Consider the following 22818-nt stretch of genomic DNA (forward strand, 5'->3'; position numbering starts at 1 on the left):
CCCGTGTTCGTCAAGTCGAACGAGGAGACCGGTGGAGCGAACGCACGACGCGCCGACCGTCGACGCACCCGAAGGCCCACCCCTGCGCGCCATCGCCGACGCCGTCCGCCGCGAACGCACCCGACGCGAACTCTCCCTCGGCGAGCTCGCCCGCCGCGCAGGACTGTCGAAATCCACGCTGTCGCAGGTCGAGAGCGGCGCCGGCAACCCCAGCGTCGAGACGCTGTGGGCACTGGCCGTCGCCCTCGGCGTCCCGTTCGCCCGGCTCGTCGAGACCCCCGCGCAACCCGTCCGCGTCGTCCGCTCCGGACACGCCGCCCCGCTGACCTCCGAGTCGGCCCCCTTCACCAGCGCACTGCTGTCGGCCTGCCCACCCGGCGCGCGACGCGACCTGCACCTCGTCACCGGCGAACCCGGCGCCGCCCGGGAGGCCCACGCCCACAACCCCGGCACCGTCGAACACATGCTCGTCACCGCGGGCTGCTGGGTCGCGGGACCCGAGGGCGAGCAGGTCGAGCTCCACCCCGGCGACTACGCCTGCTTCCCCGGCGACCGCCCCCACACCTACACCGCCCTCGTCCCGGGCAGCGCCGCGATGCTGGTGATGGAGTACAGCTGACGCCAGGTGGCTACGTCCCGATGATCCGTCGCGCGCAACCTCACTGCTCCTGCAGCGACCGAAACCAGCAGTGAGGTTGCGCGCAGAACGTTCGTCCTTGCTGCCCGGCGGGGGCCGGGAGGTCGCGACCGGTTCGTGGCGCGCAACCTCACCGTCCGCGGGGCAGCCGAGAACAGCAGTGAGGTTGCGGCCGGCGCGCCCGTCCTCGGACGGAGACGACACGGGTCGCCGGTCGCACGTCGCCGGTCGCCGGTCGCCGGTCGCCGGTCGCGCGTCGCGGGCGCCGATCGCCGGTCGCGGTCGCGCGTCGCCGGTTGCGCGTCGCCGGTCGCCGGTCGCGCGTCGCCGGTCGCCGGTCGCGCGTCGCCGGTCGCACGTCGCCGGTCGCACGTCGCCGGTCGCCGCTCGCCGCTCGCGCGGCGCGGGCGCCGACCGCGCGCAACCTCACTGCTGCCACGGCGGCTGAAAGCAGCGCTGAGGTTGCGCCCGGATGGTCGGGCGCAACCTCAGCGCTGCTCAGCGGCGCGTCAGGAGACAGTGCCACCCGGGGCCGACGGGGCGGTGCCGGGCGTGGTGACCGGCGTCGTCGTGGGCGGCGCGACCGTGCCCGGCGTCGTGGGTGCACCCGGCAGCGCGGGGGCCGTCGGCACGGGCGGGGTTCCGGGGGCGGCCGGGGTCGTCGGCGCGCAGGTCGTCACCGGAGGGGCCTGGGCCGCGCCGGTGTCGGCGGCCTGGTCGTCACCGGCGCCCTGGTCGGTGCTGCTCTGGTCGGCGTCCTGGTCGTCGGCATCCTGGTCGTCGGCATCCTGGTCATCCGAGGACTGGTCATCCGAGGACTGGTCATCCGAGGACTGGTCATCCGAGGACTGCTCATCCGAGGACTGGTCGTCGTCGCCGTCCTGGACACTCTGGTCGTCGCCGCCGGAGTCGTCGTCCCACGCGGTCGAGTCGTCGGCGTCCTCGTCGTCACCATCCTCGACGCCCCCGGCCTGCGGCGTGCCCACGAGCGGTGCCCCCGGCACGGCAGGTGCGGCGGGCGCACCGGGCGGCATGGTGATCAGTGGCACGAGGCCGGGCGCGGCAGGCGCCTGGGTACCGCACGAGACGGCGGGCGGGACCGGGTCCGTGGACGCCGCGAACGCCAGCGACCCGCCGAACAACGTCCCGGCGATCATGATGCCGCCGATGGTCACGTAACGCCTCATCAGGCTCCTCCCTCACTTCTGTCACAAGAACCACCGGGAGGTTAGAAGCACAGCGTGACCGCCGCGGGGCGTCGTCACCGGTACGTGGGGCCATCGACCGGGCCGGGATCGCACTCTGTGGTCGCTCGTCCTTCCGCGAGGCGCAGGTGGACCACAACGTCGTGACGGACGGTCACCGCGGGCACCGTGCGTCGCAGACAGAGCAGGTCGACCCGTTCGAGCGACAGCCCGGGAACGGGAACGGCCCCGCCGTGCGAGGCGGGGCCGTTCCGGTCCGTGCGGGCTATGAGATCACCAGCCGCGGGCGGCGTAGCGCTGCTCGGCGGGAAGCTCCTCGAGGTTGATGCCGACCATGGCCTCACCCAGACCACGCGACACCTTGGCGATGACGTCGGGGTCGTCGTGGAACGTGGTGGCCTTGACGATCGCGGCGGCGCGCTGCGCCGGGTCGCCGGACTTGAAGATGCCGGAGCCGACGAACACGCCCTCGGCACCGAGCTGCATCATCATCGCCGCGTCGGCCGGGGTGGCGATGCCGCCCGCGGTGAACAGCACGACCGGCAGCTTGCCCGCGGCGGCGACCTCGCGGACCAGCTCGACCGGCGCCTGCAGCTCCTTGGCGGCGACGAACAGCTCGGTCTCGTCGAGGGTGCCGAGGCGGCGGATGTCGGAGCGGATCCGGCGCATGTGCCGGGTGGCCTCGACGACGTTGCCGGTGCCGGCCTCCCCCTTGGAGCGGATCATGGCCGAGCCCTCGGCGATGCGGCGCAGGGCCTCGCCCAGGTTGGTCGCGCCGCACACGAACGGCACGGTGAAGGCCCACTTGTCGATGTGGTGCGCCTCGTCGGCCGGGGTGAGGACCTCGGACTCGTCGACGTAGTCGACACCCAGGGACTGCAGCACCTGGGCCTCGACGAAGTGCCCGATGCGGGCCTTCGCCATGACCGGGATGCTGACCGCGGAGACAATGCCCTCGATCATGTCGGGGTCGCTCATGCGCGCGACGCCGCCCTGGGCGCGGATGTCGGCGGGGACGCGTTCGAGCGCCATGACCGCGACGGCGCCGGCGTCCTCGGCGATCTTCGCCTGCTCCGGCGTGACGACGTCCATGATCACGCCGCCCTTGAGCATCTCCGCCATCCCGCGCTTCACGCGCGCGGTGCCCTGCACGGCGTCGCTGGTCTCAGCGTTGGAATTCACGGGAACGGCCTGGTCGGACGACACGGTGGAACCCTTCTCGACGACAGAACGACGCTTCGATCCTACGTCAGTGAACGGGGTCACCCGGCGCCGCGGCAGTGGTGCTGTGGCCGACGTCGGGGTCGGCGATCTCGAAGTACTCGGGGACGGGCGCGGTGCCCGCGAGGTGCAGCCACCGGACGAGGCGCCGCGAGCGCAGCCCGAGGGTGTCGCGGACGGCGTCGTTGTGGACGCGCCGGGCCAGGACGACGAGCTGTTCGGCGTCGGTGAGCTCGGCGGCGGGGCCCGCGGGCAGGGCGCTGCGGTCGATCGCGGCGAGAGCTCTGGTGAGGGTGTTCTCGACGGTCTCGGCGCGGTCGTCGCCGGGTGGGGGCCGCAGGCCCGTGCGGGCGTCGAGGGCGGCGCGCAGCGCGGCAGCGGCGGGTCCGTGCAGCGCGGGCAGGGCGGCGACGGCTGCGGCGGCACGCCGGTCGAGGGCGTCGTGCAGGCCGTCGCGGGCGGCGTCGGTGCGGACGTGGAGCCGGTCGAGGCGGCGGGCGCGGCCGACGCAGGAGATCACGACGGCGGCGAGGACGATCACGCCGACGACGACGAGCAGCCAGGCCAGGACGGTCATCGGGCCGTGGCGGCGACGGTGGAGACGCGGCGCGGGTCGGCGGCCACGGCGGCCCGGTAGACCTGCAGCACCGAGGCGGCGACGACGGGCCAGTCGAACGCGGCGGCCCGGACGCGGCCCGCGGCCCCGAGCGCGGCGCGGCGGGCGGGGTCGTCCAGCAGCGCGTCGAGGGCCGCGGCGAGCGCCGCGGGGTCGCCGGGCGCGGCGAGCATCCCGGCGGCCGGCCCGCCGAGGGGGTCGGCGACGACGCGGCGGAACGCGTCGATCTCGCCGGCCAGCACGGGTGTGCCCGCGGCCATGGCCTCGGTGAGGACCATCCCGAAGCTCTCGCCGCCGAGGTTGGGCGCGCAGTAGACGTCCATCGAACGCAGCGCGGCCGCCTTGGTGGGGTCGTCGACCGGTCCGAGGACGTCGAGGCGGTCGGCGACGGGCCCGGCGCGGCGGACGAGGGCGTCGCCGTCGCCGCGCCCGACGACGAGCAGCCGCAGCCCGGGTCGGTGCGGCGCGAGCCGGGCTGCGGCGTCGAGCAGCACGGGCATGCCCTTGCGGGGTTCGTCGAAGCGGCCGAGGAACCCGACGGTCTCGATGCCGGGGCGCGGGTGGCCCGGGAGCAGCGGCCCGTCGGCGAACAGTCCGACGTCGACACCGTTGGGGATCTCGACGGCGTCGCCGCCCAGGTGCTCGACCTGGACGCGGCGGGCCAGCGTCGACACGGCGATGCGGGCGGTGACCTTCTCCATGAGTGGGCGCAGCACGCCACCGAACGCGGACAGGGCGCGGGACCGCTCGGTGGAGGTGTGGAACGTCGCGACGATCGGCCCCTCCGCGGCCAGCAGCGCGAGGACGGAGATCGAGAACGTCGTGGGTTCGTGCAGGTGGAGCACGTCGAAGGTGTGCTCGGCGAGCCAGCGCTTCACCCGCGCGTAGGAGACGGGCCCGAACGTCACGCGGGCGACGGACCCGTTGTAGGGCACGCCCAGCGAGCGCCCGGCGGAGGTGACGAACGGCGGGAGTGGCGCGTCGCCGGGCTCGCGGTCGTCGTCGGCGGGGGCGAGCACGTCGACGCTGTGGCCCAGCCGGATCAGCGCCCGGGCGAGGTCGACGACGTGGGCCTGCACCCCGCCGGGCACGTCGAACGAGTAGGGGCACACGATCCCGATGCGCAGGGGGGTCATGCGACACCGACCGGGTCGGGCGCGTCGGTGGTGAAGACCGGCTGCAGCATGTGCCAGTCCTGCGGGCTGGTGCGGATTCCGGCGGTGAACGCGTCGGCCAGCGTCTGGGTGGCGGCGGGCACCGCGGCCCGGCCTGCGACGTCGATCGCGTCGCCGACGTCGATGCGCCAGCCGCGGCCGTCGAAGCTGGTGTGTGCGGGCATGAGCAGTGCCCCGGTCATGGCCGCGAGCCGGGCCGGTCCTGCGGGCATGCGGGCGCGCTCGCCGAGGAGCGTGACGTCGACACCCGCTGCGGACAGGTCGCGGTCGGCGACGAGGCAGACCAGTCCCCCGGCGCGCAGCCGCGCGACGAGCCCCCGGTAAGCGGCGGCGCCGTCGTCGGAGGCGAAGACCTCGAACCCCAGCGACTCCCGGTAGCCGACGAAGCGTTCGTAGACGGCGGCGGGCCGCAGCCGTTCGACGACCGTGCTGAAACCGGGGTGCAGGCCTGCGCGGCGCATGATCTCGATGACCCACACGCCGGCGGCGTCCCAGTTCCCGCTGTGCGGCAGCGCGAGCACGACCCCGCGACCGGCGCGCATGGCCTCCAGCGCCGGTTCGAGACCGGTGCCGGCGGTGCCGGTCACGATTGCCGCCGGGTCCATGACGGGCAGCCGGAACGCCTCGCACCAGTACCGGGCGTAGCTGCGCATACCGTCGCGGACCAGCGCGTCGAGCTCGGCGGGGCCGGCGTCGGGGACGACGCGGGCGAGGTTGGCGCGCAGCCGCAGCACGCCGGGCCCCGCGCGGCGGGCGGCGAGGACGCCCGCGGTGTCGAAGATCCGGGACGCGACACCGCCGGGCAGCGCCTTCACCACGCCCCAGCCGGCGCCGTAGGCGAGGTTCGCGAGTCGCTCGCCGGACGCGGTCACTGCTCGGCCCGCTCGGCGGCCTGCGCGCTGCGGTGCACCGCGACGATCCGCTCGCCCACCGTCCAGATCGACAGCGCCGCGAGCAGCCACAGCGCCACGGCCAGCGCGTTCGGCACGCCGACGCCCTCGAGGAACGTCCCGAGCAGCGTGATGATCAGCCGTTCCGCGCGCTCGACGAGCCCCCCGTCCGCGCGCAGGCCCGATGCCTCGGCGCGCGCCTTGACGTAGGAGGTGATCTGGCTCGCGACCAGGCAGATCAGCGCCGCGATGCCCAGGGTGCGCTGCTCCCCCATCCCGAGGCACCACCACGCGAGCCCGGCGAACAGGGCGCCGTCGGCAATCCGGTCGCACACCGAGTCGAGCACGCCGCCGAACAGCGTCGACCGGCCACGGGCCCGGGCCATCGCCCCGTCGACGAGGTCGAACAGCACGAACAGGGTGATGATCCACGGGCCGAGCGCGAGCTGGCCGCGCGGCAGGAACCACAGCGCCGCCGCGACGGACCCGACCGTCCCGACGACGGTGACCACGTCCGGGGTGATGCCGCGCTCCACCAGCGCGCGACCGATCGGATCGGTGACACGGTTGACGGCGGCACGGGCGAAGACGTTGAGCATCGGCTGCGGCCGACTCCTGGCGTTCGGGCGGACGGTGACGAGGGACGTGACCGTCCCCAGACTAGTCGTGCGAGGCCCTCGACCCGGTGGCGGGCACGCCGCTCTCAGGAGCTTCCCAGGCTTGCGCGAGCAGCTCACGGGTCTCCGAGAGCAGCTGCGGGATGACCTTCGTCTGGCCGACGACGGCGATGAAGTTCGCGTCGCCGCCCCAGCGGGGAACGACGTGCTGGTGCAGGTGGTCGGCCAGCGAGCCGCCCGCGACCGTCCCCAGGTTGAGCCCCACGTTGAACGCGTGCGGCGCCGCGACCTTCTTCATCGCCCGGATCGCCTGCTGGGTGAAGGCCATCAGCTCCGCCGACTCGTCGGCCGTGAGGTCCTCGAGCTCAGCGACGTGGCGGTACGGCAGCACCATGAGGTGCCCCGGGTTGTACGGGTGCAGGTTGAGCAGCGCGAACACGCTCGTCCCCCGCGCGACGACGAGGCCCTCGTCGTCGGGCAGGCGGGGAATGCGGCAGAACGGGCAGCCGCTCTCCCCCGCCTCCTTGATGTAGGCGAGCCGGTGGGGCGTCCACAACCGACGGAAAGCGTCGGGAGTGCCCACCCCGTCCTGGGGTTCCAGCACCGGCTCGCTCATGCCCCGAATCCTATGCAGCGCCTACCGGGCGACGACGGCGAAGGTCTCCGCGGTCGGGGAGGCGTTCTCCCGGCGGTCGATCCAGCTGCACAGCGCCTCGACCGCGTCGGCGACCGGCACACCGTTGACCTGGGTGCCGTCGCGGAACCGGAAGCTGACCGCGCCCGCCTCCACGTCGCGCGCGCCGGCCAGCAGCATGAACGGCACCTTCTGCAGGGTGTGCGTGCGGATCTTCTTCTGCATCCGGTCGTCGCCGGCGTCGAGCTCGACGCGCACGCCACGCGCCTTGAGCGCTGCGACGACCTCCTGCACGGCAGGTACCTGGTCGTCGGTCACCGGGATCGCGACGGCCTGCACCGGGGCGAGCCACGCCGGGAACGCGCCCGCGTAGTGCTCCAGCAGCACCCCGAAGAACCGTTCGATCGACCCGAACAGCGCCCGGTGGATCATGATCGGCTCCTGGCGGGAGCCGTCACCGGCGGTGTACTCGAGGTCGAACAGGCCGGGCTCCATCAGGTCGACCTGGATCGTCGACAGCTGCCAGGTGCGGCCGATGGCGTCCTTGGCCTGGACGCTGATCTTCGGCGCGTAGAACGCCGCACCGCCGGGGTCGAGCACCAGCTCCAGCCCCGACGCCTCCGCCGCCTCGCGCAGCGCCTCGGTGGCCATCTCCCAGTCCTCGTCGCTGCCGATCGACTTCTCCGGGTCGCGCGTCGACAGCTCCAGGTAGAACTCGTCGAGCCCGTAGTCGCGCAGCAGGTCGAGCACGAACGTCAGCAGCGAGCGGATCTCGTCCTGCATCTGCTCGCGGGAGCAGTAGATGTGCGCGTCGTCCTGGGTGAAGCCGCGGGCCCGGGTGAGGCCGTGGACCACACCGGACTTCTCGTAGCGGTACACCTGCCCGAACTCGAACAGCCGCAGCGGCAGCTCGCGGTAGGACCGCCCGCGCGACCGGAAGATCAGGTTGTGCATCGGGCAGTTCATCGGCTTCAGGTAGTAGTCCTGCGCCTGGCGCCGCAGCTCCCCGTCGGCGCCGAACTCGGCGTCGACCTGCATGGGCGGGAACATGCCGTCGGCGTACCACTCCAGGTGTCGCGAGGTGTGGAACAGCTGCGCTTTGGTGATGTGCGGGGTGTTGACGAACTCGTAGCCCGCCTCCTCGTGGCGCCGCCGCGCGTAGTCCTCCATCTGCTTGCGCACCACCCCGCCCCTGGGGTGGAACACCGGCAGGCCCGAGCCGATCTCGTCGGGGAAGGAGAACAGGTCGAGCTCGGCGCCGAGGCGGCGGTGGTCGCGCTTCTCCGCCTCCAGCAACCGGTCGAGGTAGAGGTCGAGCTGCTCGGTGGACTCCCACGCGGTGCCGTAGATGCGCTGCAGCATCGGGTTCTTCTCGCTGCCCCGCCAGTACGCGGCGGCGCTACGCATCAGCTTGAACGCCGGGATGAACTTCGTCGTCGGCACGTGCGGGCCGCGACACAGGTCCGACCAGACGACCTCGCCGGTGTGGGCATGCACATTGTCGTAGGCGGTGAGCTCGCCCGAGCCGTCGACCTCGACCACGTCGTCGTCCGGGGCGCCCTTGAGCTCGATGAGCTCCAGCTTGTAGGGCTCGTCGGCCAGCTCCTTGCGGGCCTCATCGAGCGAGTCGTAGCGACGCCGGGAGAACCGCTGCCCCGCCTTGATGATCTTCTTCATCGCCGACTCGAGCTTCGACAGGTCCTCGGGCGTGAACGGCTGCGCGACGTCGAAGTCGTAGTAGAACCCGTCGGTCACCGGCGGGCCGATGCCGAGCTTCGCGTCCGGGTTCACCTGCTGCACCGCCTGGGCGAGCACGTGCGCGGCGGAGTGGCGGATGACGGCGCGGCCGTCCTCGGTGTCGGCGCCCACGGCCTCGACGGTGACGTCGGCGTCGGGGGTCCACGCGAGGTCACGCAGCGTGCCCTCGGCGTCGCGGACCACGACGACGGCACTCGGGCCGTTGGACGGCAGGCCTGCCTCGCGCACCGCGGCCCCGGCCGTCGTACCGGCCGGCACCCGGACGGTGGCGGACGCGGGCTGGGCGGATGGTGCGGACACGACTTGCCTCCGAAGGACACGTACGGATGTGTGCGGTCGAGGCTATCGCCCGGGGTCGGCCCGGTTCCCGCCGTCCCGCCCGGCGGCGTCTCGGTCCTCGCCGAGACCGACAGGAGTGCTGTCCACGTGACCCGGGACAGCACTCGCGTCGGTCTCGGTGCGGCAGGCCGGCTCGAACAGCGATCCCGCCGTCTCCGCCGCACGCGGGCCCGGGACGGCGAAGGGTTGCGCCACGAGCGGTTGCCCGAGCGCGGCGGCCGGCCACCCGGGCACCCGGGTCGGCTGCGCCACCGCAGCCGCACGGGTTGCGCCGGTGCTCGTGTGGCGGCCCGGGCCGTGGCCGGCGGCGGCCGGGGCCGTCCCGTCGGGGGCGGCGTGCCGGCCGCCGAACCACGGATGCGGCTCGGGGCCGTCGACGGGCGGGGCGGAGTCCCGCGTGAGCGGCGCGGCCGGGTCGTCGGCGGACGGGGCCGGTTGGGCCGGGACGACGCCGGTGAAGAGCGCGGAGCCGGAGAGGCTGTCGTCGGTGGCGACGTCGTCGAGGGCCTCGACGACGTCCGTCGCGGTCGCGGCACCGCCGGGGCCGGCGCCGTGGCCGAGGACGGAGGCGGTCGACCAGCCGGCGGCGCGGCCGCTCACCGGCATCGCGGTGGGCGGCGACGGGACGGGCGGGGCGGGCTCGACCGGCCGGGCCGGGACCGCGGGCATCGCGACGGGTGTCGCCGGGGCGGCCGGGGTCGGGGTCGGGGTCGGGGTCGGCACAGCAGCGGCCGACGCCGGCTGCGGCGCCGCGACCGCCGGAGCCGCAGGTGCGGCCGGCCGTGCCGGGAGCGCCGCCGGGTTGGACCCGAGGCTCGCGGTGATCGGGTGCGGGCCGGCGGCGACCGGCTCCGGGGTCCGGGTCTGCGCCAGGGGCAGCGCGGTGGTGACGGGCTCGGCGTCGACCGGCGCCGGTTTCTCGGCCGGGCCGGGCGTCTCCCCGCTCTGCGCCGCCACGGGCGTTTCCACGGCCTGCGCGGCCGCGGGCGTCTCCCCGGCCTGCGCCGCCGCACGCATCTCCCCGGCCTGCGCCGCCGCACGCGTCTCCCCGGCCTGCGCGGCTGCAGGCGTCGAGGCGGCGTGCTCCGGTGCCGCGGGGGTGCGCGCGGCGATCCGCACGGTGGCCTCGATCGCCGAGTCGATGACCTCCGGGGTGAACCCGCCGGGGACGGCGGCCACAGCGCCACCGGGGCCGACGGGGGCGACTGGGCCGACGGGGGCGGCGGGCCCCACGCCACCGGGAGCGCCGGGCACGGCGGCGTTCCACCCGGGCGGGGGCGCGCCGGCCGGGGGCTCGGCGCGCACACCGTCGCCGGCCCACCAGGGGCCCTGGGCGCCGGACTGCGCGGGGGTGAAGAGATCGGCCCCCGGCGGCGGCGCGGCGGGACCGCGCAGCGGCAGCGGCACGAGCGTCGCCGTGTCGATACGGCCCAGCCGTCGCCGGACCCGGCGCAGAGCCCGCGGCGGGCCCTCGACCAGCAGCGACAGCACGAGCCGGTCGCCGAGCGGGTCGTGCACCGTCCGCAGCAGCTGGTGCAGCCGGTCGCCGTGGGCGACCACGACCTCGGTGGGCTCGGGGCCACCGATCGAGATCCGCGCCGCATCGAGCGCGGCGCGGATGACGTCGGCCTGCCCGGCGCACACCGTCTCGAGGTCCTCGGGGGCACCGTCGCGGGAGCGGGACGTCAGCAACATCCCGCTACCCGCGTCGAGCAGCGCCGCGACCACCACCGCACGGTCGCGGACGAGGGCCGCCAGGGTGGCGTCCGGCGATCGCGCCGGTGCGTCACCCCCTACGACACGCGGAGGGACGCCGGGCTGGACGGGGCCGTTCGCGTTCACCTCGCGTGGGGGTTCCTGGTCAGCGCTGGGCGTTCGAGGGGAAGAACTGACCCTCGGGCCCGGCCTGGACGGGACGGGCGTTGGCGGACGGGTGCGCCAGGTAGAAGTCCTGCTCGATCACCCGCAGGTCGCGCCGCGCCATGGCGAGGTTGGCCTGCGCCCGGTTGAGCACCAGGTAGAAGAACAGCTTCTCGTCGGTGCCGCGGATGAGCCGCAGCAGGTGGTACTGGGTGTCGAGGGTGATGAGGATGTCCTCGATGTTCTCCCGCAGGCCCAGCTTCTGGACGACCTCGAGCTTGGTGCGGATCACGTCGCTGTTGCCCGGGCCCGCGACGTCGAGGTCGAACTCGGCGCTGCCGCCACGCGAGCCCAGCATCATGCCGCTGTCCCAGTCGACCAGGGCCACCGCGAAAGCACCCTTGATATTCGCGGCCATGTCGAGCGAGTGCTCGATGTTGCTCATTTTCGTCTCCTTGTCGGGGGTCGTTCGAGACTGTTGCCCGGGCGTTGTCCGGGCCGGGGAAACCGGAGCCTAGCGCACCGATTCCGAGCGACTGGAATCCTTCGCCGGAAGGGTATTCCCGGCGCCCGGCGCTACATCATTCGGCGTAGCCCGGCCAGTAGTCGTTTCATGGTCGGGACGTCGTCGGCCCAGGAACCCGGTGTCCCGGCCGCCGGCCGGGCCGTCGCCGCCCGCGGCGGGGCCGGCGGCGCCGGTGGCGTGGTGCCGCGGGTCCGTCTCGGCAACGCGGCCTGCGGTCCCGCGGCGGCGACCGGCGCCGCACCGTCGGGCCGCGGCCCGGCCGGGTCCGCTCGTTCGGCCGCGCCGGAGCGCACGGGGTCGCCCGGCCGGCCGGGCGCCGCGGGCCGCTCGGCCCCGGCGAGACGAGGAGCGGGCAGGGCCGTCCCACCCGCCATGGCGGCGGGCGGCGAGGGGCGCGCGGGCAGACCTGCCCGGGAGCCGGCCGTGTAGCTGTTGGACTGCAACGGGATCGACGGTGCTGCCCGCGAGTAGGGCGACGGCTGGACACGGTCGGTGACGCGCGCCTGGACCTGCTCGGCCCTGGACTGCGGCACGCCGACGTGGGCGGTCCCGCCGCTCGCCGCCCCCGGCGCGAGGAGCTCCGCGACGGCGGCTGCGACCTCCGGTGCCGCGAGGTCGCGGCGGGCGGCGGCGAGGTTGGAGCGACCCCGCTGCAGGCGGAGGTAGACGATCGCGGTGCGGCCCGCGACCGCGATCGGCCGCAGTACGTGGAAGCTGCGCCGGGAGGTGACGGTGACGTCGTCGACCGCGTCGCCGCCACCGTGTCCGACGGCGCCCGACAGGCGTGTCCCGGCGGCCGCGAGCATGCCGACGGCACTCATGTCGACATCGTCGTCGACCCCGTGCGAAATTGCGGTGACCAGCTCTCCGGAATCACCGTCGAGCACGCACAGAAAAGTCGCACCCGGAATCTCGATCAGGGCGCGTACGGCGCTCGCGAAAGCGATCACGGCATAGTCTCGCACAACCATTCCAAGATCGATTCATCAGCCCTCTCAGCGCAATTACCGTCCGCTTACGGTCGATTACACTAATCTGTTCGGGCGTGTATCGACTACTCCTTTCGGCACTATCGGAGGGCTCCGGGCGGGACAGCCTCCGGCACCCGTCCGACGACGGACCGAAACCCGGCCACGCCGGGCCCCGATCGGCATGCCGCGGACGTCCCACCGTGTCCCCCGGCCACACGGACCGCCGGGCCCGCACCACCGCCGTCGGACACCCGGGCCCACCGCGCCAGGCGGGGCGCGACAGCCAGACCGGACGCGTCCGGTCGGGCGGCGACGACTACGCGCCGTCGCCGAATATCGGCGGCGGCGACAGTGCGGGGCCGAACCGGTGACTGCATTCGGGTGATCTCTGCGTACTCGCCGCACCGCGACGTCGGAGGGTCACGTTGACGTCACGACCAGTTCGCGACCGGGCTCCGACCCGGCCCGTCGTGGACCACCGCGACGCCGAGAGGAGTACCCGCGGGTGCCGACCGCTTCGACCCCTCCTCCGTCACGAGGCCCCCGCCGGGCAGGTCCCGGGCCGGCCGACGACGACGGCCCCCGCCGGGCGCACCGTGCCCGCGACGGTCGGCGCGACCCGCCGGACCCCCGGCCGCCGGTGGGCCGGGCAGACCGGCACGACTCCGGCCGTCGCCGCACCCCGCGCCCCGCCGAGCACCCGCGCCCCGCCGAGCACCCGCGCGACGAACCGCACCGCGACGCCGAGGGCCGCTCCCGACGTCGCGACCACGACAGCCCCGCCCCCGGCACCCGCCGCGGCGGGCCGCGCCGGCCGGACCGCGACCGACCGAACCGCGACCGACCGAACCGCGACCGACCGAACCGCGACCGACCGGACCGCGGACCCCGCCCCGCCCGCAGACCCGGCGGCGACGGGGCCCCCGCGGGGGGCAGGTCCGGTCCCGGCTGGTGGCAGCCCCCGTCGATGCGGACCCGCGCCACGGACACCGGTCCGCGCCGGGTCACCGCGGAGTCCTCCGACGGCGCCGACACCGCCACCCGCGCCGGCAAACGCCGGGCGTCACGGCGCCGCGGGTTCGCGGAGACGCTGCGCGGCGGCTTCCGCCGCTCCAGCTCGCAGCACCTGCGCGCGCTCAGCACCGACGAACGGCGGGCGCTGCGCCGTCGGCGGATCAAGTGGTCGATCATCGGTGGCGCGGCGGCGGTCGTCCTGGCCCCGGTGCTGCTGTTCGTCGTCGGCTATCTGATCTTCTCGGTGCCCACCCCGGACGAGGCGGTGAACAACCAGGTCGCCCTCGTCTCCTACGACGACGGCACCCAGCTGGCGCGGCTCGTCCCGGAGCAGGGGAACCGGGTGAAGGTACCGATCGACCGGATCCCGGTGCAGGTCCGCCAGGCGGTGCTCGCGGCGGAGGACCGCAGCTTCTACTCCAACCCGGGTTTCGACCTGACGGGCATCCTGCGGGCGGCGTGGAACCAGGTGCGCGGCGGCGCGGGCGGCGGGTCGACGATCAGCCAGCAGTACGTCAAGAAGACCCTGGTCGGGGACGAGGCGACGCTCTTCCGGAAGTGGAAGGAGATGATCGTCTCCGTCAAGATCAACCAGGAGCGTTCGAAGGACGAGATCCTGGGCGACTACCTCAACGCCATCTACTTCGGTCGTGGCGCGTACGGCATCCAGGCGGCGAGCCAGGCCTACTTCGGGAAGAACGTCGAGCAGCTGACGGCCGCGGACGGGGCGCTGTTGGCGGGGGTGATCCAGTCGCCGTCGCGCTGGGATCCGGCGATCGACCCGGCGATGTCGTTGCAGCGCTGGCAGTTCGTGATCGACGGGATGGTGGCGCAGGGCTGGCTCACGCCGGCGGAGAAGGCGCAGGCGCGGTTCCCGGAGACGGTGGCGCGCAAGGTCGTCGGCGGGGGTGCGCCGGCGGACAGCCGCGGGCACGTGGTCAACGCGGTGCGCGACGAGCTGGGTGCGCTGGGCATCACCGACCAGGAGTTCAGCCAGGAAGGTCTGCGGATCACCACGACGATCGACCCGCGGCGCCAGCGGGAGGCGGTCGACGCCGCGCACGCGGGGCTGGCCGGTCAGCCGGACAACCTGCGGTCGGCGGTGGTGGCGGTCGACCCGTCGACGGGTGGGATCACGGCCTACTACGGCGGCGACAACGGCGTCGGGCTGGACTACGCGAAGGTCCGCAAGCAGGCGGGCTCGACGTTCAAGCCGTTCGTGGTGCTGGCGGGGCTGTTGCAGGACCCGCCGATCGGGCTGGGCGAGGTGTTCGACGGCAACGCGGTCCCGGGGCTGCGCAACTCCGACGGCGCGGACTGCGACCGCTGCGACCTCAAGCAGGCCATGACGATCTCGAACAACGTCGTGTTCAACTCGCTGTCGAAGAAGGTGGGGGCGCAGAAGGTCGCCGACGCGGCGCGGGCGGCGGGCATCACGTCGCCGTTGACGGATCCGGACGAGCGGATCGCGCTGGGCAACAAGGAGGTCACCCCGTTGGAGCTGGCGTCGGCGTACGCGACGATCGCCGGCGGCGGGGTGTACCGGGTGCCGCACATGATCTCCGAGGTGGTGACGTCGGACGGGCGGGTGCTGTACGAGGCGCAGCCGTCGGACGGCGAGCGGCGGTTCCCGGAGCGGGTGGCGCGCAACGTCACCGAGGCGATGCTCGACGTCGCGGGCAACGACGGGCTGAGCCTGCCGGGGGTGCGGCAGGTCGCGGCGAAGACGGGCACGGTGCAGTCGCACGTCGACGGGCAGAACAACGACGCCTGGATGAGCGGGTTCACCCCGGAGGTGGCGGCGACGGTGTGGATCGGCACCGACATGAACACCCCGATCCGGACGGCCGACGGCACCCCGATCTCGGGTGGCTCGGTGCCGGGTTCGGTGTGGCACGACTTCATGACGGGGGTGGCGAAGCAGGACCCGCCACCGACGTTCGCGCCGTACCACGCGATCGGTGAGCCGCCGTCGGACATGCCGCCGGGCGTCGACCCGGACGCATCGGTGGCCCCGTCGACGCCGGCGTCCCCGACGGCGCCACCGACGTCGACGATCGCGCCGACCACGGTGCCGACGGGCGTGTCGGGGGTGCCGACGACGGCGCCGCCGGATCCCCGCGCGGCGGGTGGGGCGCCGGCGGAGCCGCCGGGGCCGCCGGGGCCGTCGGCACCGCCGGTCACGACGACGGCGCAGAGCACCTGCACGCTCGCGAATCCGTGCGGGTGAGCCGGTCGTCGGGGCCGGTCGGGTGCCTGCCGGACCGGTGGACGGCTACCGTGGCGACGTGGGTCCGCAGGGCGCCGAGGAGCGCCGTTTCGAGGTGGTCGCCTGGATGGCCGACCGTCGGATGGTGCTCTACGTCCCGGCCATCGAGGCGGCGACGAGCGTGCGGGACATGGCCGATGCCGACGAGGCAGCGCGTGGCCTGATCGCGGATCTCACGGGGATCGAGCCGGTGGCGATCCGGTGCGACATCCGGGTGGGCCGCGCGGGCGGCGTGGGTGGTGCGGGCGGGGTCGGCGGCGGTGGCGGCCCGGCGGGCTACGCCGACTGACCCGGGCCCGCCGACCGACCCGGGCCCGGTGCGGGTCCGGGACCGGTGAGCACGTCGTCGGTGACGACGAGGTCGGCCCGGCCGGCGGTGGCGGCGACGCGTGCGGCGTTGGGGCCGTCGACGTCGCGCACCCACGCGGCGGCGTGGTCGGGGTCCTTGCCGAACTCGACGTGGCGCGCGACGAGGCGGTCGAGCCGCAGGCGCTCGTCGGGCGCGCAGAACCACACCTCGTCGAGCTCGGCGGCGACGGGCCGCCAGGCGGGGTCGTCGAGGAGCAGGTAGTTCCCTTCGGTAACGACGAGCCGCGCCGCGGGCGGCACCCCGATCGCGCCGGCGAGGGGCTGTTCGAGGTCGCGTTCGAACTGCGGCGCCCACACGGTCACCGAGGGGTCGTCGGCGCGGAGCCGGTGCAGCAGCGCGGCGTAGCCGGCGGCGTCGAAGGTGTCGGGGGCGCCCTTGCGGCCGGCGCGGCCGAGCGCGCGCAGGGCGACGTCGGCGAGGTGGAAGCCGTCCATGGGGACGTGGGCGACCCACGCCCCCGGCGCCGCGCCGGGCGGTGGGACGTCCGCGAGCGCGGTGACGAGGGCGCGGGCCAGCGTCGTCTTCCCGGCGCCGGGTGCCCCGGTGATGCCGAGCAGGGTGCGGCGGGAGCCGTCGCCGGCGAGGGCGAGTGCGCGCGCGGCGAGCCCGGCGAGTCTCATCGGGACGGGACTCTACGGGTCCGCACGTCGTAGGCTCGGGGTCATGGTCGTCACCGCTGACGGGACCGCGCAGGACGTCGCCACGCGGATGGCCGGGGCCGCCGCGGCCTGGCTGGGGTCGCTCGACGCGGCGCAGCGTGCCGTCGGCACCGGCGGCACCCCGGGTTCGGACGCCGACGCCGACGAGGAGCGGCTGCGCTGGTACTACACACCGACCGACCACGGCGGGCTCACGCTCGGCGAGATGGCACCGGCGCAGCAGTCGCTGGCGATGCAGCTGGTCGCGTCGGGGCTGTCGACGGCCGGGTACGTGACGGTGTCGACGATCCTGGGGCTGGAGAACGTCCTCGACCACGTCGAGGGCTGGGGTGTCGACTGGGGCCGGGAGCGCGGTCGCGACCCGCAGCGCTACTACCTGCGGGTCTTCGGCGAGCCGGGGTCGTCGGGGGCGTGGGCGTGGCGGTTCGGCGGGCACCACGTGTCGTTGAACAACCTGGTCGTCGACGGCCGGGTCGTGTCGACGACGCCGTGCTTCCTGGGTGCCGACCCGGCCTCGGCGCCGCTGCTGGGGCCGGCGCCGCTGCGCCCGCTCGCGGGGACGGAGGAACTGGCACGGGAGCTGGTGCGGTCGCTGCCCGCCGACCTGGCGGCGGAGGCGGTGCTGCTCGACCGGGCGCCGTCCGACATCGTCGGCGGGAACCGCCCGCGGGTCGAGGTGGGCGACCGGATGATCCTGCTGACCGACATCTGGCGGGGCCGGTTCGGTGAGCAGCGGCTGAACGACCGGCTCGCGACGATGAGCGAGGGCGCCGAGAAGGCGAGCGGCTACGACGACGCCGACCACGACACCCTCGCGCTGGGGGCGCCGCGCGGGGTGCCGGGTGCGGCGCTGGACCCGACGGGCCGTGAGCTGCTGACGGCGCTGCTGTCGACCTACCTGGACCGGGTGCCCGAGGGCCTGGCGGTGTGGCCGGACGTCGACGACGTGCACGTCGCCTGGGCAGGGCCGCTGCAGCGGGGTGCGCCACACTACTACCGGCTGCAGGCGCCCCGGTTCCTCGTGGAGTACGACAACACCCAGCGTCAGGCCAACCACGCCCACTCCGTGTGGCGCGACCCCGAGTCCGACTTCGGCCACGACGTGCTGGCCGCGCACCGGGCGGCGCACCACCCGGCCTGACCGGGCTCCGGGCGCCGTCCCGATCAGGCTTGCGGTTGACGCAGCGTCAACTCCTACGGTGAACCGCATGCGATGGTCGACGGCGGAGGTGGCCCGGATGGCCCGGGTCAGCTCACGGACGCTGCGGCACTACGACCACACCGGTCTGCTGCGTCCCGCCGACACCGGCCACGGCGGCGTGCGCCTCTACGGCAGGCCCGAGCTCGAACGGCTGCAGCACATCCTGCTGTTGCGTGAGCTGGGGCTGGGGCTGCCCGACATCGCCGCGGTCCTCGACGGCCGGACCGACGAGACGGCGGCGCTGCGCCGCCACCACGAGCGGCTGCTGTCGGAGTCGCGGCGCCTGCGCAGGCTGGCCGGCACCGTCGCACGCACCATCGAGGAACGGGAGGGAGGTGAGGAGATGGCAGCCGAGGACCTGTTCGAGGGGTTCGGCAACGACCCGTACGCCGCCGAGGCGCGTGAGCGCTGGGGCGACACCGCGGCACGCTCGCAGCGTGAGGTCGCCGGGTGGGACACCGACCGGCAGAAGGCGGTGCTGGCCGAGGGCGCGGACGTCAACGCGCGCATCGCGGCGCTGATGCAGGCGGGTACCCCCGTCGACGACGCGGCCGTGCAGGCGGCGGTGGCGGACCACCACAGGTGGATCCGGCACTTCTGGGAGCCGAACCGGGAGTCCTACATCGGGCTGGGCGAGCTCTACGTCGACGATCCGCGGTTCACCGCGTCGATCGACGAGACCGCGCCCGGGCTCGCGGTCTACCTGCGTGACGCCATGCGCGTCTACGCCGGGCGCGAGCTGGACTGATCGCCCGCCGGGCGGTCGGCGGGGTCGTGGGCGCCGGCCCGGACGGCGAGCACGACGACGTCGTCGCCGGTGTCGGCGGCGGTGTCGCGCACCAGCGCGTCGCAGAACCGGTCCAGCGGCAGGCCGGCGACCGACTCGACGAGCCCGACCAGCGCGCCGGTCGCGGCGTCGCCGGGGTCGCGGCGGCGTTCGAAGAGGCCGTCGGTGTAGAGCAGCAGCGTCGACCCCGGCGCCAGCGCGATCTCGTGGTCGTGGCGGCCGAGGCCGGCGTCGACGCCGAGGACGACGTCGACGGGACCGTCGAGCAGGCGGGCCGTGCCGTCGGGCCCGACGAGGATCGGCGTCGGGTGGCCGGCGTTCGACCACCGGAACACCGCTGCGCCGCCGGCCCACAGCACCCGGCCGTAGACGAGTGTGGTGAACCGGGTGACCTCGAGCCGGGAGGCGACGCGGTCGAGCCGGTCGAGGACGTCGGACGGCTCGCGTTCGGTGTCGTAGGCCAGCGCGCGCAGCATGCTGCGCATCTGGCCCATGGTCGCGGCGGCGTTGAGGTCGTGGCCCGACACGTCGCCGACGGCGAGCGCGAGGTCGCCGCCGGGCAGCCGGAAGGCGTCGTACCAGTCGCCGCCGACCTGCAGCTCGGCGGCGGCGGGCAGGTAGCGGGCCTGGACCTCCAGGCCGGCGATGCCGATGTCGGCCGACCGGGGCGGTTCGGTGAGCATCGCCGCCTGCAGCGCGAGCGACACCTCGCGGGTGCGCTGCACGGTCCGGGTGTGCTCGACCGCCGCCGACACCCGGGCTGCCAGCTCGACGACGAGGGCCCGGTCGTCGTCGGTGTAGGCGGGGCGGTCGCCGCACGCCAGGAACATGACGGCCGCGACGACCTCCCCCGCCGACACGACCGGCGCGGCGAGTGCGGAGTGCATCCCCGCGCGGTGGTCCCAGTCCCACATCTCGGCCGTGCCCGCCCACTCGTCACGGGGCGGTTGCGGCCCGCTGTCGAGGACGGCGGTGCGGCCGCGGACGGCCCGCGAGACGGGGTGGGAGGCACCGAAGACGAACCGTTCGACGGTGGGCGGCGGCGGTTCGAGGCCCGGCGCGGTGCGGGTCACCGACCGCGCCCCGGTGACGACCCCGCCCGTCCCCGAGGTGGTGTCGACCAGGTAGACCCGGCACAGGTCGGCGAACTCGGGGACGACGGTCTCGGCGAGGGCGGTCAGCTCGGCCTCGGGGTCGTGCGCGGCGTTCACGGCGAGCGTGGCCCGGGCGAGGACCTCGAGCCGCTGCCGGGCACGGAACCCGGCGTCGATGTCGCTCTCGGTGCCCACCCACTCGACGACCCGGCCGGTCTCGTCGCGCACCGCGACGGCGCGGGCGCGGTGCCAGCGCCAGCCGCCGTGGGCGCCGCGCAGCCGCGCGGTGTGGGCGAACCCGCGGCCGGTGCTCACCGCGTCGAGCCACGCGGCGCGCTTGGAGGCCCGGTCCTCGGGATGGATGGCGTCGAGGAAGCCCCAGCCCAGGTACTCCTCGCGGGTCTGCCCGGTGATCGCGCGCATGCTCGGGGAGTCCTCGGCGGCGCTGCCGTCGGCGGCCCGGATCCACACGGCGGCGCTGGTCGCCTCGACGAGGCTCTGGTAGCGGGTGAGCAGCCGTTGGCGTTCGGCGGCGACGGCGGCGAACTGGTCCCGGGTCTGTTCGGCCTCGGTGACGTCGACGACGACGAGACCGACGCCGATGACCGTCCCGGCCTCGTCGCGGACCGGGTAGGCGTCCACCGTCCAGGTCTGGTCGCGGCCCCGGCCGTGCCAGAGCCGTCCCCGCATGCGGGTGCGCAGCCGGGGGGTGCCGTCGGAGAGGACCTGGCGCAGCAACGCCGCGACGCGCGCGCCGGTCTCGCCGTGAGCCTCCTCGACGGTGACGCCGAGCCGGTCGTCGGCGGTGCCGCCGTCCATGGCGGCGACGTGCCCGTTGACCCTGCGGTAGTGCAGGTCGGTGTCGAAGTAGGCCAGGCCGACGGGCGCGGTCTCCCACAGGGCGTCGAGCAGCGCGAACGCCTCGTCGCCGACGCGGTTCTCGGACAGGTCGCGCAGCACCCCGACGACGGCGGGCCCGGGCCCGGGGCGCGGCACCGCGCGGAACCACAGCACCCGGCCCGACGGCACGGCGGCGGGGAACCTGCCCTCGACGCGGCGCCCGGCCCGCAGCTCGGCGAGCACCGCGGCGGCAGCGGCGGTGTCGACGAGCGCGCCCCCGGGCGTCGGGGACCCACCGAACCCGTTGCGCCCCATGACCCTCTCGGCCGGCAGGCCGGTGAGCTCGGCGGCGACGGGGTTCCAAAGCAGGACGCAGCCGTCCTCGTCGAGGGCGAACAGGCCGACGGGTGCGGCGTCGATCATCGCGGCGGTCAGGCCGTCCGTTCCCTGCAGCGTCGCCTCCCCCCGCCGGACGCGCGCGGACGCACGTCGGGCGCTCATCGTAGGGGCGAGCGGCGGCACGGACGAGCGCCGCGGGGGTGGCGTTCGCGCGAGCCGGCCGCCAGGGTGACCGGATGGAGCCGACCGCCGATCCCCTCCCCCGGCTGCGCGCGCTGTGCATGGCGCTGCCCGAGGTCACGGAGAAGCTCAGCCACGGCGAGCCGACGTGGTTCGTGCGCCGCGTGTTCGTCTCCTACGCCGACCGCCATCACGACGACGTGCTCGGGTTCTGGTGCGCCGCACCGCCCGGCGTGCAGGAGGAGCTGGTCGCGGCGGACCCGCAGCGGTTCTTCCGCCCGCCCTACGTCGGCGGCCGCGGCTGGCTCGGGGTGCGTCTGGACGTCGACGTCGACTGGGAGGAGATCGCGGAGATCGTCACCGACGCCTACCGGCAGATCGCGCCGAGGAAGCTGGTGGCACTGCTCGGGGACGTGAACGGTCGTTAACCCGGCGGGTTAGCATCGCGCGGTGACGCAGGAGTTCCTGGACGTCGCCGGTGGGCGCGTCGAGTACGAGGACGTCCCCGGCGCGGGCCCCGCGCTCGTGATGCTGCACGAGGGCCTCGGCTCGGTCGGGCTGTGGCGGGGTTTCCACCACGACGTCGCCGCCGCGACCGGTCGCCGGACGGTCGCGTTCTCCCGGTTCGGGCACGGTCGCTCGTCGCCACCCGCGGCCCGGCGGGGGCTCGGCTTCATGGGTTCCGAGGCCCGCGAGGTGCTGCCCGCCGTGCTCGACGCGCTGGGCGTGCAGGCCCCGGTCCTGGTGGGACACAGCGACGGCGGCTCGATCGCGCTGCTCGCCGCCGCGTCCGGGCTCCCCCTCACGGGAGCGGTCGTCCTCGCGCCGCACGTGTTCGTCGAGGACGACGGGCTGACCGCCATCGCCGCCACCCGCGCCGCCTTCGACGACGGCGACCTGCGCGCCCGGATGGCCCGCCACCACGACGACCCCGGCGTCGTGTTCGGCAACTGGGCCGGGGTGTGGCTCGACCCCGGGTTCCGCTCGTGGGACATCACGGCCGAGCTGTCGGCCATCACGTGTCCGGTGCTGGCCGTGCAGGGCACCGCCGACCCCTACGGCACCGTCGCGCACGTCGAGGCGGTGCGGGACCGCTCGTCCGGGCCCGTCGAGCTGGTGGTGTTCGACTGCGGGCACTCCCCGCACCTGGAGCGCCGGTCGGAGACGCTCGCGGCGGTGACCGCGTTCGTGGCCCGGATCAGCGAGCCGACCAGCCCGCCCACCGCGTCGGCGTGACCACCAGCACCGGTCCGGGCGGGCGGGCGTCGCGGTAGCGCGGGTACTTCGCGACGAGCGCGTCGAGGGCCGCCGGGCAGTCCGCTGCGTCGCGGACCTCGGCCGTGCCGTCGATGCGCACCCACCACAGCCGGTCCCAGTCGTCGTCGTAGCGGTCGGCGAGCACGCCCACCCGCGGGTCGCGGTCGACGTCGGCGAGCCGGGCCAGCGTGCGGCCGCTCTTGGGTTTGACGTCGTCGACGGCACTCCAGATCCGGCCGTCGAGCAGCACGAACGTGAAGGGCACCAGCCGCGGGGTGCCGTCGGCGCGCAGGGTCGCGAGCCGGGCTACCGGACAGGCCTCGACGCGCGCACGCTGCTCGTCGTCGCTCATCATGGGC

The 22818-nt window shown here is 74.7% G+C and carries 22 protein-coding genes; 7 read left to right on the forward strand and 15 right to left on the reverse strand.

All coding sequences use genetic code 11. The features are described from left to right. The first annotated feature begins 31 nt into the window (after positions 1–31). A complete protein-coding gene (locus tag PSU4_RS04015; RefSeq protein WP_147102589.1) occupies positions 32–619 on the forward strand; it encodes a helix-turn-helix domain-containing protein in 588 nt (195 codons plus the stop codon). 527 nt (positions 620–1146) lie between these two features. Here PSU4_RS04015 and PSU4_RS04025 read toward each other — a convergent pair. The 12 genes from PSU4_RS04025 to PSU4_RS04080 all read right to left on the reverse strand — a co-directional run bounded on the left by PSU4_RS04025 (position 1147) and on the right by PSU4_RS04080 (position 13221). Further along, positions 1147–1824, reverse strand: a complete 678-nt coding sequence (locus tag PSU4_RS04025; protein WP_147102590.1) for a hypothetical protein — start codon at positions 1822–1824, stop codon at positions 1147–1149. A 291-nt stretch (positions 1825–2115) separates the two neighbouring features. Next, entirely contained in the window at positions 2116–3024 is a 909-nt protein-coding gene (pdxS, locus tag PSU4_RS04030) for a pyridoxal 5'-phosphate synthase lyase subunit PdxS (protein WP_147102591.1), read from the reverse strand. 67 nt (positions 3025–3091) lie between these two features. Then, positions 3092–3640, reverse strand: coding sequence for an NUDIX hydrolase (locus PSU4_RS04035; RefSeq protein WP_147102592.1), 549 nt, complete (start codon positions 3638–3640; stop codon positions 3092–3094). After that, on the reverse strand, positions 3637–4806 hold the full coding sequence (locus tag PSU4_RS04040) for a glycosyltransferase family 4 protein (protein ID WP_186816742.1): 1170 nt from the start codon (positions 4804–4806) through the stop codon (positions 3637–3639). Before PSU4_RS04040 ends, PSU4_RS04035 begins: the two co-directional genes overlap by 4 nt. A gap of 5 nt (positions 4807–4811) precedes the next feature. Beyond that, positions 4812–5726, reverse strand: a complete 915-nt coding sequence (locus tag PSU4_RS04045; RefSeq protein WP_147102594.1) for a phosphatidylinositol mannoside acyltransferase — start codon at positions 5724–5726, stop codon at positions 4812–4814. After that, positions 5723–6343 (reverse strand): phosphatidylinositol phosphate synthase, encoded by a 621-nt coding sequence (gene pgsA / locus PSU4_RS04050; RefSeq protein WP_147102595.1) that lies wholly within the window; start codon positions 6341–6343, stop codon positions 5723–5725. The genes PSU4_RS04045 and pgsA overlap by 4 nt, the downstream gene beginning before the upstream one ends. A gap of 61 nt (positions 6344–6404) precedes the next feature. After that, positions 6405–6977, reverse strand: a complete 573-nt coding sequence (locus tag PSU4_RS04055) for an HIT family protein (RefSeq protein WP_147102596.1) — start codon at positions 6975–6977, stop codon at positions 6405–6407. 21 nt (positions 6978–6998) lie between these two features. Then, positions 6999–9053 (reverse strand): threonine--tRNA ligase, encoded by a 2055-nt coding sequence (gene thrS / locus PSU4_RS04060; RefSeq protein WP_147102597.1) that lies wholly within the window; start codon positions 9051–9053, stop codon positions 6999–7001. A 42-nt stretch (positions 9054–9095) separates the two neighbouring features. Beyond that, positions 9096–10820 carry a hypothetical protein gene (locus tag PSU4_RS04065; protein WP_147102598.1) on the reverse strand — a complete coding sequence of 575 codons (1725 nt, stop codon included), beginning with the start codon at positions 10818–10820 and terminating at the stop codon, positions 9096–9098. 133 nt (positions 10821–10953) lie between these two features. Next, positions 10954–11397 carry a hypothetical protein gene (locus PSU4_RS04070; RefSeq protein WP_147102599.1) on the reverse strand — a complete coding sequence of 148 codons (444 nt, stop codon included), beginning with the start codon at positions 11395–11397 and terminating at the stop codon, positions 10954–10956. Positions 11398–11528: 131 nt separating this feature from the next. Then, positions 11529–12299, reverse strand: coding sequence for a hypothetical protein (locus tag PSU4_RS04075; protein WP_147102600.1), 771 nt, complete (start codon positions 12297–12299; stop codon positions 11529–11531). Positions 12300–12981: 682 nt separating this feature from the next. Next, entirely contained in the window at positions 12982–13221 is a 240-nt protein-coding gene (locus PSU4_RS04080) for a hypothetical protein (protein ID WP_147102601.1), read from the reverse strand. A 195-nt stretch (positions 13222–13416) separates the two neighbouring features. Between PSU4_RS04080 and PSU4_RS04085 the strand changes: the two genes are divergently transcribed. After that, positions 13417–15693: a transglycosylase domain-containing protein gene (locus PSU4_RS04085; RefSeq protein WP_246114925.1), complete on the forward strand. Its 2277-nt coding sequence runs from the start codon at positions 13417–13419 to the stop codon at positions 15691–15693. 58 nt (positions 15694–15751) lie between these two features. Beyond that, positions 15752–16021 carry a hypothetical protein gene (locus PSU4_RS04090; RefSeq protein ID WP_147102602.1) on the forward strand — a complete coding sequence of 90 codons (270 nt, stop codon included), beginning with the start codon at positions 15752–15754 and terminating at the stop codon, positions 16019–16021. On the opposite strand, the gene PSU4_RS04095 is transcribed toward PSU4_RS04090, so the two are convergent. Then, a complete protein-coding gene (locus PSU4_RS04095) occupies positions 16009–16722 on the reverse strand; it encodes a nucleoside/nucleotide kinase family protein (protein WP_147102603.1) in 714 nt (237 codons plus the stop codon). The genes PSU4_RS04090 and PSU4_RS04095 overlap by 13 nt on opposite strands. A gap of 43 nt (positions 16723–16765) precedes the next feature. On the opposite strand from PSU4_RS04095, the gene PSU4_RS04100 reads away from it, so the two are divergent. Both PSU4_RS04100 and PSU4_RS04105 read left to right on the forward strand, forming a co-directional pair. Then, positions 16766–17902 carry a DUF3500 domain-containing protein gene (locus PSU4_RS04100; protein WP_147102604.1) on the forward strand — a complete coding sequence of 379 codons (1137 nt, stop codon included), beginning with the start codon at positions 16766–16768 and terminating at the stop codon, positions 17900–17902. A gap of 67 nt (positions 17903–17969) precedes the next feature. Beyond that, the gene (locus PSU4_RS04105; protein WP_147102605.1) at positions 17970–18710 is read left to right on the forward strand and encodes a MerR family transcriptional regulator; all 741 of its coding nucleotides are present in this window, start codon (positions 17970–17972) and stop codon (positions 18708–18710) included. Here PSU4_RS04105 and PSU4_RS04110 read toward each other — a convergent pair. Next, a complete protein-coding gene (locus tag PSU4_RS04110) occupies positions 18686–21184 on the reverse strand; it encodes a SpoIIE family protein phosphatase (RefSeq protein WP_147102606.1) in 2499 nt (832 codons plus the stop codon). The two genes, PSU4_RS04105 and PSU4_RS04110, sit on opposite strands and share 25 nt — an antisense overlap. A gap of 74 nt (positions 21185–21258) precedes the next feature. Between PSU4_RS04110 and PSU4_RS04115 the strand changes: the two genes are divergently transcribed. After that, the gene (locus PSU4_RS04115; RefSeq protein WP_147102607.1) at positions 21259–21630 is read left to right on the forward strand and encodes an MmcQ/YjbR family DNA-binding protein; all 372 of its coding nucleotides are present in this window, start codon (positions 21259–21261) and stop codon (positions 21628–21630) included. A 22-nt stretch (positions 21631–21652) separates the two neighbouring features. Continuing rightward, the gene (locus PSU4_RS04120; RefSeq protein WP_246114926.1) at positions 21653–22438 is read left to right on the forward strand and encodes an alpha/beta fold hydrolase; all 786 of its coding nucleotides are present in this window, start codon (positions 21653–21655) and stop codon (positions 22436–22438) included. Here PSU4_RS04120 and PSU4_RS04125 read toward each other — a convergent pair. Next, positions 22401–22814, reverse strand: a complete 414-nt coding sequence (locus PSU4_RS04125; protein WP_307724771.1) for a TIGR03668 family PPOX class F420-dependent oxidoreductase — start codon at positions 22812–22814, stop codon at positions 22401–22403. The genes PSU4_RS04120 and PSU4_RS04125 overlap by 38 nt on opposite strands. Positions 22815–22818: the final 4 nt, after the last annotated feature.

It is taken from the genome of Pseudonocardia sulfidoxydans NBRC 16205, from assembly GCF_007989085.1.
Lineage (GTDB): Bacteria > Actinomycetota > Actinomycetes > Mycobacteriales > Pseudonocardiaceae > Pseudonocardia > Pseudonocardia sulfidoxydans.

Coding starts and splice junctions, on each gene's coding strand:
- PSU4_RS04095 (WP_147102603.1), bottom strand. CDS start 16,722: ATGAGACTCGCCGGGCTCGCCGCGCGCGCACTCGCCCTCGCCGGCGAC.
- PSU4_RS04035 (WP_147102592.1), bottom strand. CDS start 3,640: ATGACCGTCCTGGCCTGGCTGCTCGTCGTCGTCGGCGTGATCGTCCTC.
- pgsA (WP_147102595.1), bottom strand. CDS start 6,343: ATGCTCAACGTCTTCGCCCGTGCCGCCGTCAACCGTGTCACCGATCCG.
- PSU4_RS04110 (WP_147102606.1), bottom strand. CDS start 21,184: ATGAGCGCCCGACGTGCGTCCGCGCGCGTCCGGCGGGGGGAGGCGACG.
- PSU4_RS04055 (WP_147102596.1), bottom strand. CDS start 6,977: ATGAGCGAGCCGGTGCTGGAACCCCAGGACGGGGTGGGCACTCCCGAC.
- PSU4_RS04070 (WP_147102599.1), bottom strand. CDS start 11,397: ATGAGCAACATCGAGCACTCGCTCGACATGGCCGCGAATATCAAGGGT.
- PSU4_RS04105 (WP_147102605.1), top strand. CDS start 17,970: ATGCGATGGTCGACGGCGGAGGTGGCCCGGATGGCCCGGGTCAGCTCA.
- PSU4_RS04075 (WP_147102600.1), bottom strand. CDS start 12,299: ATGAGTGCCGTCGGCATGCTCGCGGCCGCCGGGACACGCCTGTCGGGC.
- PSU4_RS04085 (WP_246114925.1), top strand. CDS start 13,417: ATGCGGACCCGCGCCACGGACACCGGTCCGCGCCGGGTCACCGCGGAG.
- PSU4_RS04025 (WP_147102590.1), bottom strand. CDS start 1,824: ATGAGGCGTTACGTGACCATCGGCGGCATCATGATCGCCGGGACGTTG.
- PSU4_RS04115 (WP_147102607.1), top strand. CDS start 21,259: ATGGAGCCGACCGCCGATCCCCTCCCCCGGCTGCGCGCGCTGTGCATG.
- PSU4_RS04100 (WP_147102604.1), top strand. CDS start 16,766: ATGGTCGTCACCGCTGACGGGACCGCGCAGGACGTCGCCACGCGGATG.
- PSU4_RS04125 (WP_307724771.1), bottom strand. CDS start 22,814: ATGATGAGCGACGACGAGCAGCGTGCGCGCGTCGAGGCCTGTCCGGTA.